This is a genomic window from Pseudomonas sp. E1BtOHC1 (assembly GCF_058744285.1).
Genome location: NZ_CP196023.1, coordinates 4,591,403 through 4,605,020 on the forward strand (window position 1 = coordinate 4,591,403; position 13,618 = coordinate 4,605,020).

The window sequence follows — 13,618 nt, forward strand, 5'->3', positions numbered from 1 at the left end:
TCGCGCAGCGGCTGACGTACAATCCCCGACCTTCAGGGACAGCCATCACCAGGACAACGATGACCACACACAGCATTACCCTCGCCAATGGCTGGACCGCCGAGTTTACCGAGCAAGGCGAATTCCGCATGGGCGCCGTCGGCTGGAACCTGCAGCTGCGCGGCCCCGAGCAACAGGCCATCCGCTATTTCGAAACCCAGATCGTGCTGGTCAACGACGAAGATGGCGAGCAGGCACGAAAAGCCATCAGCCTCTCCGAGGACGGGGTTTACGGTTACCTGGGCAGCGACTTGAGTCACGGTTGGGTGATCGACTTTTCCCGCGGCATGATCGCGCCCCATCGAGTGACGGTTTCCCACTACCACTACGCCTATGACGAGTACATTTCGCTGCTGGAGCAACCGGCGTACAAGCGAGTGCGGGAGTACATCAGTGTGATCGGCCGCACCGTCTACCTGACCTTTCCCTTCACCCGGGACGAGGACTTTCCCAAGGTCTGGGAGGAGTACCTGGTGATACGCCGGCGGCAGTTGGACGAGCTGTATTTTCGCAACTGAGTCAGCGCCAGGCCGCGCAATGATGGGAATGGGCCATTAGCACACTCGGGCTAATGGTCCCTGGCTCAGGGCGAGCTTATAGTCCGCACCACCCCCTTCAGGATGGCGCTCACAAGAACGTGCGGATTCATAACAAGGAGTATTCCCATGTCACTCAAGAAAATCGTCTACGCCTCGGCCATCGCTCTGGCGCTCACTGCTTCCAACGCCCACGCCTTCGCCAGCGACTGCGGCGATTCGTTGTGGAAATTCAGCGCCATCGAAGCCCTGACCTGCGTCTTCTCGGGCCAGTGGTAAGCCGCTGCTGCCTGGGCTGACGCGGCCAGGCCTGTACAAGGTGCCCGCAATTGCGGGCACTTGTTCTTGTTGATCTCGGCGCCCCGCTGTCAGCGCAGGCTCCAGGAAACCCCCAGGTACACCCCCAAGCCTTCTCCCGGCGTCGAGCGCGCCAAGTCTTGCCCTTTGTCGTCGTAGCCCGGGGTCACGGTGGCGGCGTAGCGCTTGTCGGTCAGGTTGCGCAGGTCGAGCCAGGTCTGCCAGTCGTTCTTCGGTGCGTTGTAGCCCAGTGTGGCGCCGAACAGCGCGTAGGGATCGGCGTAGTAGCTGTTGGCATAGTCCACCGCCACCTTGGACACCAGCTGGGTGTTGACGGCGGCGAAGAAACCCAGGGGCCAGTCGTAGCGCAGCTCGCCCTGGTAATAGTGCATCGGCAGGCCCGGCAGGCGGTTGTCGCCAAAGCGCGAATCGTCGCGATAGTGGAAATCGCTGAAGGTGTAGGCCTGGCGCAGGCTCAAGCGGCCGACGCCCGGCTGCGACCACAGTTCACTCTGCAGGCTGGCCTCCACGCCCTGGTGCACCGTGGGGCTGGCGTTGAGTTCATAGGGTGTGGTGGCGCTGGGGTCCGGCAATACCGAGAGCAGTTCGTGGCGCACCTGGGCGTAGTACCAGGCCAGGCTCCATTGTCCCAGGGCGCTGTCGCCGCGGCCGCCCAGCTCCAGGGTGGTGGCGGTCTGATTGCGCAGCTCGATCGGATCGCGCTGAGCGCCCGTGGCCACGCCGCTACCCGTTGGGAAACGCCGGTTGGCACTGTAGATCAGCGACCAGGGGTGCGGTGCTTCCACCGAGCGGCTGAGGTTGGCGAACAGTTGCAGATCCGGGTTCAGCTGGTAGCGCAGGCCCAGGCGCGGCGCATAGTCCCAATCGCCGAGGCTGGTCTTGCCGCCCCCTTCGGGGTAGGTCACCGCACTTTCACGACGGGTGTAGATGGCCGCCAGGCCCGTGGTCAGCCACAGGTCATCGGCGATCTCCAGATCATTGCCAACGTGCAGGACGGTATCCGAGCCCTGGTAGGTGAAATTGCGCATTCGCGTGCCTGGCGTATAGCTGGCGGTGTTGCCCGCGGGAATCCGCACAAACTCGCTGGCGCCGTCATTGGGCAGGTGCTTGGTCACCCGCAGGCCCAGGGTGCTGTGGCTTTCCCGGCCCCAGAGAGTGTCGCGGCGCTTGTAGTCGAAGGTGCCGCTGACGTCGCTGTAGGCCACCTTCAGGCGGTTGGGGCCTTCGCGCAAGTCCATGGGGTAGTCGTGGTAGACCAGGCCCGTCTGGATGCTCGAATCGTCGTCGATGTAATAGGTGGTCTTGTTGCCGACAAAGGTGCTGCCCGGCTGCTTGCGACGATCGTCGCGGCTGACGTAGGCCGGGTTGGCCGCTCGCGGGTCGTGCTCGATGGAATGCTTGCTGACCCGCCCGGCCAGATCGTTGTCGGTCTCGCGGTAGCGCAGGTAGAAACGCGTCTCCAGGTTCGGATTGAAGCGATAGCCGAAGTTGCCAATCACCCCCTTGCTCTGGCTGCGGGTGTGGTCCTGATAGCCGTCCGCGTTGGCATCGGTCAGCGAGACGTAGTAGTCGAAATCCCCCAGCACTTGCCCGGAGCTGACCTGACGCTGCTGATAACCGTGGCTGCCGGTGGCGTAGCGCACCTGCAACAGCGGTGCGTCGTAGCCGGTGTGGCTGACGTAATCGATGGCGCCCCCCAGGGCCAGGGCGCCACGGTCGAAACCATTGGCGCCGCGCAGCACCTCTACGTGGTCGATCCACAGGGGCTCCAGCAACTCATAGGGGGTGCCGCCGGGGCCGGTCAAGGGCAGACCGTCGAGCATCGTGTACAGCCCAGAAGCATGGGCACCCGGAGCGCGGTTGATGCCCGAACCACGGATCGAGATCTTTACCCCTTCGTTCCCTGCGGACTGGGCGTAGACCCCGGGCTGATAAGCCAGCACATCCTGGTTGCTGGCGACCCGGCCTTGCAGCGGCCGGCGCATGTCCACCACATTGCTGGCGCCCGGCACCTGGGCCAGCCGCGCCTCGGCCTCTGCCAGCCGCTGTCCCTCGCCGCCCTGGTCCTGCCCCAGGACCTGCGCCGGGGCCAGCTCCACGCTCCGGGTCTCGGCGATTGCCGGGCAGGCAAGGGCCAGGCCCAACAGGGCCGTGGGCAAGGATTTTGGCGAAGACATCGAGAAAACTCCGACAGGCAGAAAGGGGGCAATGCAAGTTGCGACGCAGGAAAGAACCAAGAGAACACAGGGGAATTGGGCTTTTTTTCGCCAGGAAAGCGGATGTCGGCAGTCACGCCTTCACTGGCGAAGCCACAGCGTCCAGCACGCAGCGCTAAGGGGTCTTGGCCCCCGCCAGAAAGTGCGCCACCAAGGCATTGGCATGACCATGGCCCATGCCGTGTTCAGACTTGAGCCAGGCCACCAGTTCCATGTGCTTCTTGCCGCTGACGGCGCCAAGCAGCTCCAGCCAGTGGCTGATGGGCTGACCGTAGTTTTTCTCAATGGAAGGAAAGTACGACGCCGGGCCTTTGACCTGGCTGTCTTTGTTTTTGCTGTCTTCGCTCATGCTTCACCCTGTGCTTTTTTACTGCCCTTGATGTTTTCGATCAGATCGACCACGTAATTCTGGTTGAAACCCGCAACAAAGGACCAGAACAGCAACTTGCCATAGGCGGCGTAACCTCCAGCGTGCTGGCAGAAAATCACATAGAAGCTGTTCTCGGGGTAGTTGCAGCTCTTGTCACTGACGATCTCGGGAAACAGCTCCCCTTGCACCACCCCGGAGATAAACAGGATGTACAGCAGGCCCGCCAGGATGCCGCCGATGAACGAAGGCAGCAGCACGTTGAACCAGGAGCTGCACAGGCTGATGATCTCCTCCTCGCTGAGGTGGGACAGTTGCCGGTGAAAGCCCACGTAACCGCCGATGTTGCCAACGATGAACACCACCGAAGGGATGGTGTAGCCATCGGCCAGGGCGACCGCCCCCAGGGACGCCGCCAACAGCAGCACAAAGATGATGAACAATCGCTTCCATAGGATGTTCAGCGCTTCCTGGCGGTTCATGTTCAGCTCGTCGGTTCAGGTTGTCGGAGAGATCCGTCCACCTTGATGACGATAGATGAGCCTTGCCAGGCAGGCAGTTTTTTTGAACAGGGAATCCTTGCCCCTCCTGGCCGGCGCCCGCCGTGCCTTCAAGCCGGGTACCCGGTGATCTCGCGAATGCTCTGGTACAGCGGCTTGAGCTGGCGGTACATGCGCAGGTACACCTCGCTGTACAGCCGCTGGTACATCTGCTGCGCTTGCGGCTGCGGTTCGAACACCGCGCCCACCCGGGTCATGGCGCTGATGGCCGTGGGAAAGTCCGGGTACAAGCCCAGGCCCACCGCGCAGGCGATCACCGCCCCCAGCCCCGAGGCTTCATAGACATGGGGGCGCTCCACCGGCAGGCCGAAGATATCCGCCGTCAATTGCATCGCCGCATCGCTCTGGGAGCCGCCGCCGGCCACCCGCAGGCGGGTGATCTTCAGCTTGGAGCGTTTCTCCATGCGTTCCATGCCCTGGCGCAGGGCATAGGCCAGACCTTCAAGGATGGCCCGGTAGATATGAGCCCGGGTGTGCACGTCGCCAAAGCCGATCATGGCGCCCTTGGCTTCCATGCCCGGCTCGCGGATGCCCGGCGACCAGTAGGGTTGCAGGGTCAGGCCCATGGACCCGGGCGGCACCGCCTGGACCAGGGCATCGAACAGCTGTTCCGGCTCCAGCCCCTGCTCGGCCGCCTGCTGCACTTCCCGCAGGCCGAACTGTTGCTTGAACCAGCTGACCATCCAGTAGCCGCGAAAGATCATCACCTCGCAGTTGTAGTGATTCGGCACCGCCGCCGGGTACGGCGGGATCAGCGGCACCACTTCCAGGTAACGGGAACGGGTGGTGGTGATGGTGGCCGTGGTGCCGTAGGACAGGCAGGCCGTGGTGGAATCCTGGACGCCCGAGCCCAGTACTTCGCAGGCCTTGTCGGCACCGGCGGCAATCAGCGGCAGGCCCTCGGGAATACCGGTGTGGCGACTCGCTTCGGCGCTGATCCGGCCCAGGGTTTCACCGGGTTTGAGCAGGGTCGGCAACTGCTCCTGACGCACGGCCAGGGCCTGCCATTTCCAGTCGCTGGGGGCGGCCCAGCGCAGGCGCTTGTAGTCGAACGGCAGGTACGCCACGCAACAGCCGACGGAGTCGACGAAGTTGCCGGTCAGGCGATGGGTGAGAAAGCCCGAGAGCAGCAGGAACTTGTCAGTGGCCGCCCACACCTCGGGTTGCTGCTGGGCCACCCAGTTGGCTTCGGCCTGGGCCCGAAAGTACTCCACCGTGGCCTCGGCGCCGATCAGCTTGAACAGCCAGCCCCAAGGCCCCTTGATGCGGCCCTCGACCTCGACCTGGCGCTGGTCGAGCCAGAGGATGGCCGGACGCAGGGCTTTACCCTGGGCGTCGACATTGATCAGGGTGCCGCGCTGGGTGGTCAGGGACACGCCGCGGATCTGCGAACGGTCGATGCCGGTCTGCTGCCACAAGCGCTGGCAGGCTTCACCGAGCTTGGCCCAGTAGTAGTCCGGATGCTGTTCGGCCCAGCCGGGCTGGGTCGAAAAATAGGCCTCCAGCTCCACCTTGCCCTTGCCCAGCAAGTTGCCCGACAGGTCGAACAGCAGCGCGCGCACGCTCTGGGTGCCGTTGTCGATCGCCAGCAGGTAGTCCTGCTTTTTGTTGTTGTGGTTGTCCATGCGGCTCTCTTGGTTGGGGCATCAAGGGGTGACGGGTGGCAGGCTGTGATGGCGCTGCCACAGGTCGCGATAGCGCTGTTCTTCGGCCAGCCAGCGCGCGTCGTCCCAGCCCAGCCGGGGCTGGCACAGGCGGCGGATGGCCGGCAAGTACTGCGCCGCGCCTTCGGCCAGCAGCAGACCGAGACGAGTACGGCGCAGCAGCAAGTCGTCCAGGTGCAAAACCATCTCCGCCTCGGCGGCAAAGGCCAGCTCGGCCCACAGGGTGTCGCTGGCGCCAACGCAATCGCCTCCCAGCTCGGCCACCCGCTGCGCTACTCGGGGTAAGTCGCGGCCATGGCGCCCGGCCAGGCGCCGCAACTGAGCCGCGCTGAGCCCGGGAATATCCACCGGCGCCAGCGGGGAGAACACCGGTTCGCCGTCGTCCTCCACGCTGCGCCCGAGCATCGCCCCACAGGCTTGCAGCACCTCGATGGCCTGGGGCCGGAAGGTAGTGAGCTTGCCGCCGGCCAGGGTCACGCAGCCCGGTTCCTGCCACAGCACATGCTCGCGGGTTTCATTGGACGGCTTGCCCGGTTGCTCCCCACCCGCGCCGGCCACTACAGGACGCACCCCGGCCCAGGTCGAGAGCACATCGGCGGCGCTCACCTGAGCCTGGGGAAACTGCTGGGCACAGGCGGCCAGCAGGTACTGGAGTTCTTCCTGGCTGATGCTGGCGCTCTGGTCCAGATCGTCACGGTGATCAAGATCGGTGGTGCCCACCACCGTGGCCCCTTCCCAGGGGAAGACGAACACCGGCCGACCGTCCTCGGCATGCATGAAGCTGAAGGCATGGGCCACCGGCAACCGCCAGCCCGGCAGCAACAGGTGGCTGCCGCGCAAGGGCCGCAGCTGGCGGCCGCTGCCCGGCGGGCGCAGGCGCTCGGCCCAGGCACCGGTGGCCACCGCCAAAGCGGCGCAACGCAGCTGTTGCGGCGCGCCGCCCTCACTGTCCTCGATCTCGACCCCACAGACCCGCCCGCCTTCGCGCAGCAGTCCCGTAACCTGCAGGCCGCTGAATACCTGCGCGCCATCGGCCCGGGCCTCGGCCAGCACCCTCATCACCAGGCGCGCATCGTCGGTCAGGGCATCCAGGAAACAGGTGCCCCCCAGCAGACCCGGCTCCTTCACCCCCGGGGCCATGAAACGCAGGTGCGCGGCATCATGAAAACTGTGGTTGCGGCGCCCGGCCAGGGCGTCATACAGGGTCAACAGGCCACCGAACACCTTGGGCCCGGGAAACTGGCCACGGTAATGGGGCATCAGGAAACTCATGGGTTCCACCAGCCCGGGGGCCTCCTGCAGCAGGCGCTGGCGCTCGCGTACCGAGTCCCGGGTCAGGCGCCACTGGCCCTTGGCGATGTAGCGCAAGCCGCCATGGACCATCTTCGATGAGCGGCTGGAAGTGCCCCAGGCAAAGTCCCGCTGCTCCAGCAACAGGCAACGCCAGCCGCGCCGCGCCGCTTCCCGCACAATCCCGGCGCCGCTGATGCCGCCGCCGATCACGATCAGGTCCCAGGTGTGCGCCCCCAGCCCGGGCAGCGCCTGTTGGCGCCATTGGCCGTTCCAGTCCTGGCTCATGGCTTCACTGCTCCAGCAGGGTGCCGGGGTTGAGGCGCCCGGCAGGGTCGAAGTGGCGGCTCAGGGCCTGCAGGGTGTCGATGGCCAGCGCGCCCTTTTCTCGCAACAGGTACGGCGCATGGTCCTTGCCCACCCCGTGCTGGTGGCTGATGGTGCCGTGGTGATTGACGATGGTCTGGCTGGCGGCGTGCTTGAGGGCCTGCCAGCGGGCCAGGGTCGCCGGGTACTGGACGTCCGGGCGGAATACGTAAGTGGTGTAGATGCTCGACCCTTCGCCATAGACATGGGACAGGTGGGTGAACACATGCACCTGCTCGCCCACGGCAGCCAGGCCGTCCCGCAGGCTGCCCTCGATGCGTTGCAACAGGCGGTCGACATTGCTCCAGTCGGTGGCGGTTTCCAGGGTGTCCACCAGGTAGCCGGCATTCCACAGGCTTTCGCGCAGGTAGGGAAAGCGAAAGCGGTTCTGCGCCCATTTCTTGCCCAGCAAAGTCCCGGTAAAGACCCCGCCAAACCCCTTGAGGTGCCGCCGGGCGTGACGCAGGGACAAGGCGTTCTGCTGGCGATTGCCGGTCACGCCGAAGGTCAGCAGGCACTTGCCTGGCCCCGCACCGCGCAGGGCCAGGTATTTTTCCAGCCAGGCGATCTGCGTGGGATGGCCGGCCAGGGCCAGTTGGGTTTCGGTCTCCAGGGCATTGGACAGGCGCAGCATCGACAGCGGCACCCGGGCCTGGGCCAGGGCGCGCACCGCTTGCAGGGCCTGGGTCCAGTCCGGCAGGAACACGCCGTAGAAGCGCTCGTCGTCCGGCAAGCGGCTGACCCTGACCTTGACCTCGGAAATGATTCCGAAGCGCCCTTCGCTGCCCAGCACCACTTCCCGCAGATCCGGTCCGGCCGCAGACGCCGGAAAGGTCGCGATAGGCATCGGCCCGGCAAAGGTTTCCAGGGTGCCCCCGGCGAACAGCTGCTCGATGCGCCCATAGCGCAGCGACTGCTGGCCACTGGAGCGGCTGGCCACCCAGCCCCCCAGGGTCGACAGCTCCCAGGACTGGGGGAAGTGCCCCAGGGTGTAGCCGCGAGCCCGCAGTTGGCTCTCCACCTGCGGGCCGCTGGCACCGGGGCCGAAAGTGGCCAGCAGGCTGTCTTCATCAAGATCCAGGAGGCGGCTCATGCGCGCCAGGGACACCGTCAGCACCGGCCGCTCCGACCCGCTCGGATTGATGTGCCCGGCCACCGAAGTGCCGCCGCCGTAGGGAATCAGGCACAGGTCGCGATCCTCGGCCAGGGCCAGCAACTGACGGATCTGTTCGGCGGTTTCCGGAAAGGCCACGGCATCCGGATAAACCCCCAGCTCGCCTTCGCGCAGGGCCAGCCAGTCCGGCAGGCTCTGGCCGCGTGCATGCAGCAGGCGCTCCTGAGGGTCGATGCAATACAGCGGGTGGGCAGCAAGGCGAGAGGCCGGCACCTTGGCCAGCGCCTGTTCCAGAGTCGCCTCCGGCAAGCGGCGCCCCGGTCCCAGGCGCTCGGCCAGAAACCCCGCGCCCTGGGCCGGCAATTCGACCACCGTGGATGCATCCCCCCAGCCGTTCCAGCGTCGCATACGTGTGTCCTTCTGCTGTTCTTATAGGTCTTGCTTCAGGCTCCCTATACTAGTGCGCGGCTGGACGCTGTCACGGTCGCATCGCGCCAGGGGATGTAGCCGATTGAGTCAGACAGAGGTGACATCCGGCGCCAGTTGCCGAAGAATCCTCCCCCTCCCCATCACAGGCTCGCTCCCATGCCGGCACCTCTGAAAACCTGCGCCCCACTGTTCTGGTCCACCGATCTGGGCATCGACTACGGCGCGCCGACCTTGCACCTGCATGACTTGCTGCCGGTGGTAGGCGAGGAACACTCGGCCTTCTTCCAGCACCAGGACGGCATCGTGATCGGCGAAACCCTGCAACTGATCTGGTGCCCGCCGGTTGCCGACCTCAATGGCTGGAACGAGCAGCCTTCGGAAATTGCCCTGAGCCATCTGCTGCGGGTCAGGATCACCGGTCTGGCAGCCGAACCTCCTGCTCCACGCAATGCCATCCACCATGGCCGGCCGAGGTACCGCTTCCTGGTCCTGTCCTGTCAGCCCCTGCCGGCGGCCCTGCGCGCTCAACCGCTGGCACAGGACGCCTGGTCCATGCCCCTGATCGAGAGCGAACAGGGTAGTTGCCTGACCTGGGGTGCCATCCACGACTGTGGTCGCGCCGAGGTCCAGGGGCTGATCTACCTCAGCGCCTACCGCCGCGACGAAACCTATATGGAAATCTTCCTCGAAGCAGTTGGCGAGCAACTGTTCGGGCTGTTTTCGGTGCACCTTGGCCCCGGGGGTGACGACTATGAATTGGGCCGCCGCGCCCTTGAAGGCGCAGAGTTGCGGGCCATCCGCCGCGCCCTGGACATGGCCCGGCCCTTGACGGATTCACAGGCCGCTTACCTGGCGACCTGAGCCCTACAGAGTGCAAAAGAGCACTGAAAAAGACTAAGCAGCTGTTTTCAAACTCATTTTTTTGCTTTTGGGGCTTCACAGCCCGCGCAGAAATTGATAAATTTGCGCCCGTTCTTGCAGCGGCCCTCCCCGGGCCGGCAGTCAAAGCAAGTAACGTCGCAACAGCTACAGGGGCGTCGCCAAGCGGTAAGGCAGCAGGTTTTGATCCTGCCATGCGTTGGTTCGAATCCAGCCGCCCCTGCCATTTTTCTTCATGTTCATCCCCCCAGATTCCGTTCCAGCACCTCCAGCAATGCGCTGACCTTGGGCAACCCCTGCCGGCTTTTCAGCCACAGCAGATGAATCGCCTGCCCTTCGCTGGCCCACTGCGGCAGCACTTCGACCAGGGTGCCCTGCGCCAGCTGCTGCTTGACCAGCCACGAAGGCAATTGCGCGATCCCGTAACCTTCCAGCACCGTCATCAACAAGCCCTCGCCATCCCCCACCACGCAACTGGCGGACATCACCCGGCGCTCGCTCTCGCCCGGACGACCGGTGGCGAAGTTCCAGGGGCTGACTCGGCCGTCCACCCAGCCATAGGCGATGCACTGGTGCCGCTCCAGGTCCTGGTCGGTCAGCGGCGTGCCATGGCGGCGCAAGTAATCGGGGGAGGCGCAGAACAGGTGCCACTCACGGCCCAGGCAGCGATGCCCCAGCGCCGCCGGCCACAGGCCCGAACCGCCGAGGCGCACGGCAATGTCCACGCCGGCTTCGAGGGGGTCGATGCCAGAATCGGAAAAGGTGATGTGCGGCTGCAAGCCGGGGTGTTCCCGGGCAAACCGCAAGACGGCGGCCAGCACCTGGGAGCGGCCAAAGGTCCCGGGCAGATCGATGCGCACCCGCCCCCGCAGTTCGGTGTTTTCTGCGTTCAGCGCCAGCTCGGCCTCTTCCAGATCGGCCAGCACACCGCTGCAGGTGCGGTAGAAAGCCGTCCCCGCGTCGGTCAACGCCAGGCTGCGGGTGGTGCGCTGGAACAGCCGCGCCTGCAACCGCCCCTCCAGCCGGGCAATGGCCTTGCTGACGGCGGAAGCGGTGAGGTTGAGACGCTCGGCGGCGCCCTTGAAGCTGCCGCAGTCGGCGACGCAGACAAATACATCGATCCCCTTCAAGCGTTCGGAAGAAAACATCGGCGCCTCGCATTCATGAATCTGATTCCATTCATTGGGTAAAAATCATCATAAAACAGAATCAGATTCCCCAGTAAGCTGGCTGCATTCTCCCCAGACCCTGCTACGGACGATGAGGCACGGATGCTGCGCACCCTGAAAGGCTACCCGAAGGCAATCAACCTGCTGCTCACCGGCACCCTGGTGCTGACCCTGGCCCGGGCCATCACCCTGCCCTATCTGGTGATCTACCTGAACAGCGCTTTCGGCCTGCAGGTGAGCGACATCGGCCTGGTGATCGGCAGCAGCCTGATCCTCGGTTCGCTGCTGAGCCTGTATGGCGGTTTCCTGGTGGACAGGACCGCCAGCCACCGCCTGATCCTCGGCTGCTGCGCACTCTTCACCCTGGGCTTTATCGGCACCTTCACGGCCCGCCAGCTGTGGCTGTTCTACCTGTGCCTGGTGCTGATCAACCTGGCCTACGCGGTGATCGACATCGCGATCAAGGCCGGCTTTGCCCAGCGCCTGCCGGTGGAGCAACGCGGCGAAGCCTTCTCGATCAAGTACACCCTGACCAATATCGGCTACGCCGTGGGCCCGTTTCTCGGCGCCGGGCTGGCGCACCTGGAGATCAGCCTGCCGTTTCTGATATCCGCTGCCCTGGGTGCCGGGTTCCTGGCAATCCATCTGATCTGGGGCGATAGACAGTTGGACGGCGCCGGCGCAACGCCAGCGCCACTCTCCTTCCCGACCCTGGGCAAACAGCTGCTGCGCGATTACCGCCTGGTGTGCTTCACCCTCGGCGGCCTGCTCAGCGCCGTGGTCTTTGGCCAGTTCTCGGCCTATCTCTCGCAGTACCTGGTGATCACCACGTCCCCAGAGGCCACCTACCGCATCATCAGCACCCTGGTGGCGACCAACGCCCTGCTGGTGATTGCCTTGCAGTACAGCATTGGCCGGCGGATTTCCCCGCGCCATCTGAACCGCTGGCTGGCAACCGGGCTGGGGCTGTTTCTGCTGGGGGTCAGCGGGTTTGGCCTGTCCACCAGCCTGCCGCTGTGGGTACTGTCGATGGTGGTGTTCACCCTGGGGGAAATCATCGTGTTTCCCGCCGAGTACATGTTCATCGACCTGATCGCCCCTGAGCCGTTGCGGGGCCTGTACTACGGCGCACAGAACCTCTCCAACCTCGGCGGCGCCCTGGGTCCGATACTCTGCGGCATGGTCCTGGCCAGCCAACCGGCGCACTGGATCTTCTACATGCTGGGGGCGTTCATTGTCGCCGGCGGGCTGTTCTACTGCCTGGGCGCGGCCAACCTGAGCCAGCCAGGCGCCAGGAAAGCGGATTGAGGCCTGATCCTGTGCTGGCACGGCCAGCAGATTCACACCCGCCACCTTTCGCACGTTCCTCTTTGCACCCCCAACGAAGAGGAATACCCCATGAAAAACACCGACCTCAGCCAACTCATCCTGAGCGACCACGCCCGCATCGAAGCCGCCATCAGCACCGGCGCCGCCTGGGAAGTGTGGTTTCAAGTCGAGTTTCTGATGCTGCTGCGCTCGGCCCAGTTGTCCGCCGCCCGCGAAGTGCCCTATCCCGAACCGAATTCGACCTTGCGCCTGGACGTGCTGGCCAAGCACAACAACGAGCTTTATGCCATCGAGCTGAAAGTCGAAAGTGCCACCAACGCCGGCAACAAGCTGCTGGCCGAAACCCAGAAGGACATCGAAAAACTCACCAAGTACACCAGCCCCGTCACGGCACGCTGGGCCGTGGCCCTGGGTTACAGCGACGTTGCCAAACGTGGCTTGCGGGCCTTCGCCAACGCTCACAACACCCGGGTCATTTACCAGGAGTCTGGCGCCATAGGGTGCATGATCGCCACGGTTTGACCACCCGCTGCACCACGGCCCCGCCACGGCGGGGCCCTCGACGCCCAGGGCCTTCCGCCCCCTGGGCAGCCCCCTTCATCACACCTTGCGGCTCAGCCAGGCGCCCCAGAACAGGCTGCTGAAGAAGCGCGTTCCCTCGCTGAAACCACCCTCCTCAAGCAACCGCTGCACCGCCGCCTCGGAGTGCGGCGGGTCGGCGCCCTGGAGGATTTTCCCCAGCTTGGCCTGCACCTCATCCGCAGTCGCACCCTGTTGACGCCAGCGTTGGCCCCAGGCCTTGAGCAACAAGGGTTGACTGGCGTAGGCGTAGTGATTGCCCGCAACAACCAGCGGCGCACCGGGCTTGAGACGTCGGCCTATGGCTTGCAGGAGCTGGCGCTTGGCGTCATCGCCGGGCAGATGGTGCAGCACCCCGATCAGGGTGGCCGCCTCGTAGAGCTCCTCCGTCGGCAGATCATCCACCGTGGCCAGTCGCAGCTCTGTTCTGTGCAGCAGCCGGTTCGCTTGCAACTGCTGGCGGGCCGCCTCCAGCATCGGCGCCGAAGGGTCCACCGCGGTAAAGCGCCAGCCCGGCTCCAAGGCCGCCATGGCGATGATTTCCTGAGCCGTTCCACCCGCCCCTACGGCCAGTATGTTGGCCGAGCCCGATGGACCCAGGCTGGCCGCCAGCATGCAGGCGGTCAGATCGTGGCAGGCGTCATACCCGGCCAGGGCGATGCGGCTCTGGCGCGCATATTCCTCGGCCCGGGCGGTATCGAACTTTTCAATCGAGTTCACAGAAGATGAGTTCACAGCGTGGCTCCAAAGGTTGTCGAGCCAA

13 protein-coding genes and 1 tRNA gene are annotated in these 13,618 nt (G+C 64.9%); 6 read left to right on the forward strand and 8 right to left on the reverse strand.

Annotated elements, in window-relative coordinates; all coding sequences use genetic code 11:
- Window positions 1-59: 59 nt before the first annotated feature.
- Both ACSSVC_RS20680 and ACSSVC_RS20685 read left to right on the forward strand, forming a co-directional pair.
- A complete protein-coding gene (locus ACSSVC_RS20680; RefSeq protein WP_346634231.1) occupies window positions 60-557 on the forward strand; it encodes a hypothetical protein in 498 nt (165 codons plus the stop codon).
- A 147-nt stretch (window positions 558-704) separates the two neighbouring features.
- Window positions 705-854 (forward strand): hypothetical protein, encoded by a 150-nt coding sequence (locus ACSSVC_RS20685; RefSeq protein ID WP_015635448.1) that lies wholly within the window; start codon window positions 705-707, stop codon window positions 852-854.
- 89 nt (window positions 855-943) lie between these two features.
- Here ACSSVC_RS20685 and ACSSVC_RS20690 read toward each other — a convergent pair whose 3' ends face one another.
- The 6 genes from ACSSVC_RS20690 to ACSSVC_RS20715 form a co-directional block, all read right to left on the reverse strand.
- A complete protein-coding gene (locus ACSSVC_RS20690) occupies window positions 944-3,070 on the reverse strand; it encodes a TonB-dependent receptor family protein (RefSeq protein ID WP_492611292.1) in 2,127 nt (708 codons plus the stop codon).
- Between the two features lie 154 nt (window positions 3,071-3,224).
- Window positions 3,225-3,458, reverse strand: a complete 234-nt coding sequence (locus tag ACSSVC_RS20695; RefSeq protein WP_346634229.1) for a DUF4287 domain-containing protein — start codon at window positions 3,456-3,458, stop codon at window positions 3,225-3,227.
- A complete protein-coding gene (locus tag ACSSVC_RS20700) occupies window positions 3,455-3,958 on the reverse strand; it encodes a hypothetical protein (protein WP_346634228.1) in 504 nt (167 codons plus the stop codon). Before ACSSVC_RS20700 ends, ACSSVC_RS20695 begins: the two co-directional genes overlap by 4 nt.
- Window positions 3,959-4,086: 128 nt before the next feature.
- Window positions 4,087-5,661, reverse strand: coding sequence for an FGGY-family carbohydrate kinase (locus ACSSVC_RS20705; protein WP_492611293.1), 1,575 nt, complete (start codon window positions 5,659-5,661; stop codon window positions 4,087-4,089).
- Window positions 5,662-5,682: 21 nt separating this feature from the next.
- Window positions 5,683-7,278, reverse strand: a complete 1,596-nt coding sequence (locus tag ACSSVC_RS20710; protein WP_492611294.1) for a glycerol-3-phosphate dehydrogenase/oxidase — start codon at window positions 7,276-7,278, stop codon at window positions 5,683-5,685.
- 4 nt (window positions 7,279-7,282) lie between these two features.
- Window positions 7,283-8,878 carry an FAD-binding oxidoreductase gene (locus tag ACSSVC_RS20715; protein WP_346634226.1) on the reverse strand — a complete coding sequence of 532 codons (1,596 nt, stop codon included), beginning with the start codon at window positions 8,876-8,878 and terminating at the stop codon, window positions 7,283-7,285.
- A 177-nt stretch (window positions 8,879-9,055) separates the two neighbouring features.
- Between ACSSVC_RS20715 and ACSSVC_RS20720 the strand changes: the two genes are divergently transcribed.
- A complete protein-coding gene (locus ACSSVC_RS20720; protein ID WP_492611295.1) occupies window positions 9,056-9,760 on the forward strand; it encodes a hypothetical protein in 705 nt (234 codons plus the stop codon).
- A gap of 169 nt (window positions 9,761-9,929) precedes the next feature.
- A tRNA-Gln gene (locus ACSSVC_RS20725) sits at window positions 9,930-10,004 on the forward strand.
- Window positions 10,005-10,017: 13 nt separating this feature from the next.
- Here ACSSVC_RS20725 and ACSSVC_RS20730 read toward each other — a convergent pair.
- Window positions 10,018-10,926 (reverse strand): LysR family transcriptional regulator, encoded by a 909-nt coding sequence (locus ACSSVC_RS20730; RefSeq protein ID WP_492611296.1) that lies wholly within the window; start codon window positions 10,924-10,926, stop codon window positions 10,018-10,020.
- Between the two features lie 123 nt (window positions 10,927-11,049).
- Between ACSSVC_RS20730 and ACSSVC_RS20735 the strand changes: the two genes are divergently transcribed.
- Entirely contained in the window at window positions 11,050-12,255 is a 1,206-nt protein-coding gene (locus tag ACSSVC_RS20735) for an MFS transporter (RefSeq protein ID WP_492611297.1), read from the forward strand.
- 90 nt (window positions 12,256-12,345) lie between these two features.
- On the forward strand, window positions 12,346-12,798 hold the full coding sequence (locus ACSSVC_RS20740) for a hypothetical protein (protein WP_346634221.1): 453 nt from the start codon (window positions 12,346-12,348) through the stop codon (window positions 12,796-12,798).
- Between the two features lie 78 nt (window positions 12,799-12,876).
- Here ACSSVC_RS20740 and ACSSVC_RS20745 read toward each other — a convergent pair whose 3' ends face one another.
- Complete coding sequence (locus tag ACSSVC_RS20745) at window positions 12,877-13,590, reverse strand: class I SAM-dependent methyltransferase (protein WP_346634220.1); 714 nt, start codon at window positions 13,588-13,590, stop codon at window positions 12,877-12,879.
- Window positions 13,591-13,618: the final 28 nt, after the last annotated feature.

Bases quoted from the DNA above. Each gene is read 5' to 3' on its own strand.
- ACSSVC_RS20740 (WP_346634221.1), top strand. From the start codon at position 12,346: ATGAAAAACACCGACCTCAGCCAACTCATCCTGAGCGACCACGCCCGC.
- ACSSVC_RS20735 (WP_492611297.1), top strand. From the start codon at position 11,050: ATGCTGCGCACCCTGAAAGGCTACCCGAAGGCAATCAACCTGCTGCTC.
- ACSSVC_RS20715 (WP_346634226.1), bottom strand. From the start codon at position 8,878: ATGCGACGCTGGAACGGCTGGGGGGATGCATCCACGGTGGTCGAATTG.
- ACSSVC_RS20680 (WP_346634231.1), top strand. From the start codon at position 60: ATGACCACACACAGCATTACCCTCGCCAATGGCTGGACCGCCGAGTTT.
- ACSSVC_RS20705 (WP_492611293.1), bottom strand. From the start codon at position 5,661: ATGGACAACCACAACAACAAAAAGCAGGACTACCTGCTGGCGATCGAC.
- ACSSVC_RS20730 (WP_492611296.1), bottom strand. From the start codon at position 10,926: ATGTTTTCTTCCGAACGCTTGAAGGGGATCGATGTATTTGTCTGCGTC.
- ACSSVC_RS20685 (WP_015635448.1), top strand. From the start codon at position 705: ATGTCACTCAAGAAAATCGTCTACGCCTCGGCCATCGCTCTGGCGCTC.
- ACSSVC_RS20700 (WP_346634228.1), bottom strand. From the start codon at position 3,958: ATGAACCGCCAGGAAGCGCTGAACATCCTATGGAAGCGATTGTTCATC.
- ACSSVC_RS20720 (WP_492611295.1), top strand. From the start codon at position 9,056: ATGCCGGCACCTCTGAAAACCTGCGCCCCACTGTTCTGGTCCACCGAT.
- ACSSVC_RS20695 (WP_346634229.1), bottom strand. From the start codon at position 3,458: ATGAGCGAAGACAGCAAAAACAAAGACAGCCAGGTCAAAGGCCCGGCG.
- ACSSVC_RS20710 (WP_492611294.1), bottom strand. From the start codon at position 7,278: ATGAGCCAGGACTGGAACGGCCAATGGCGCCAACAGGCGCTGCCCGGG.
- ACSSVC_RS20690 (WP_492611292.1), bottom strand. From the start codon at position 3,070: ATGTCTTCGCCAAAATCCTTGCCCACGGCCCTGTTGGGCCTGGCCCTT.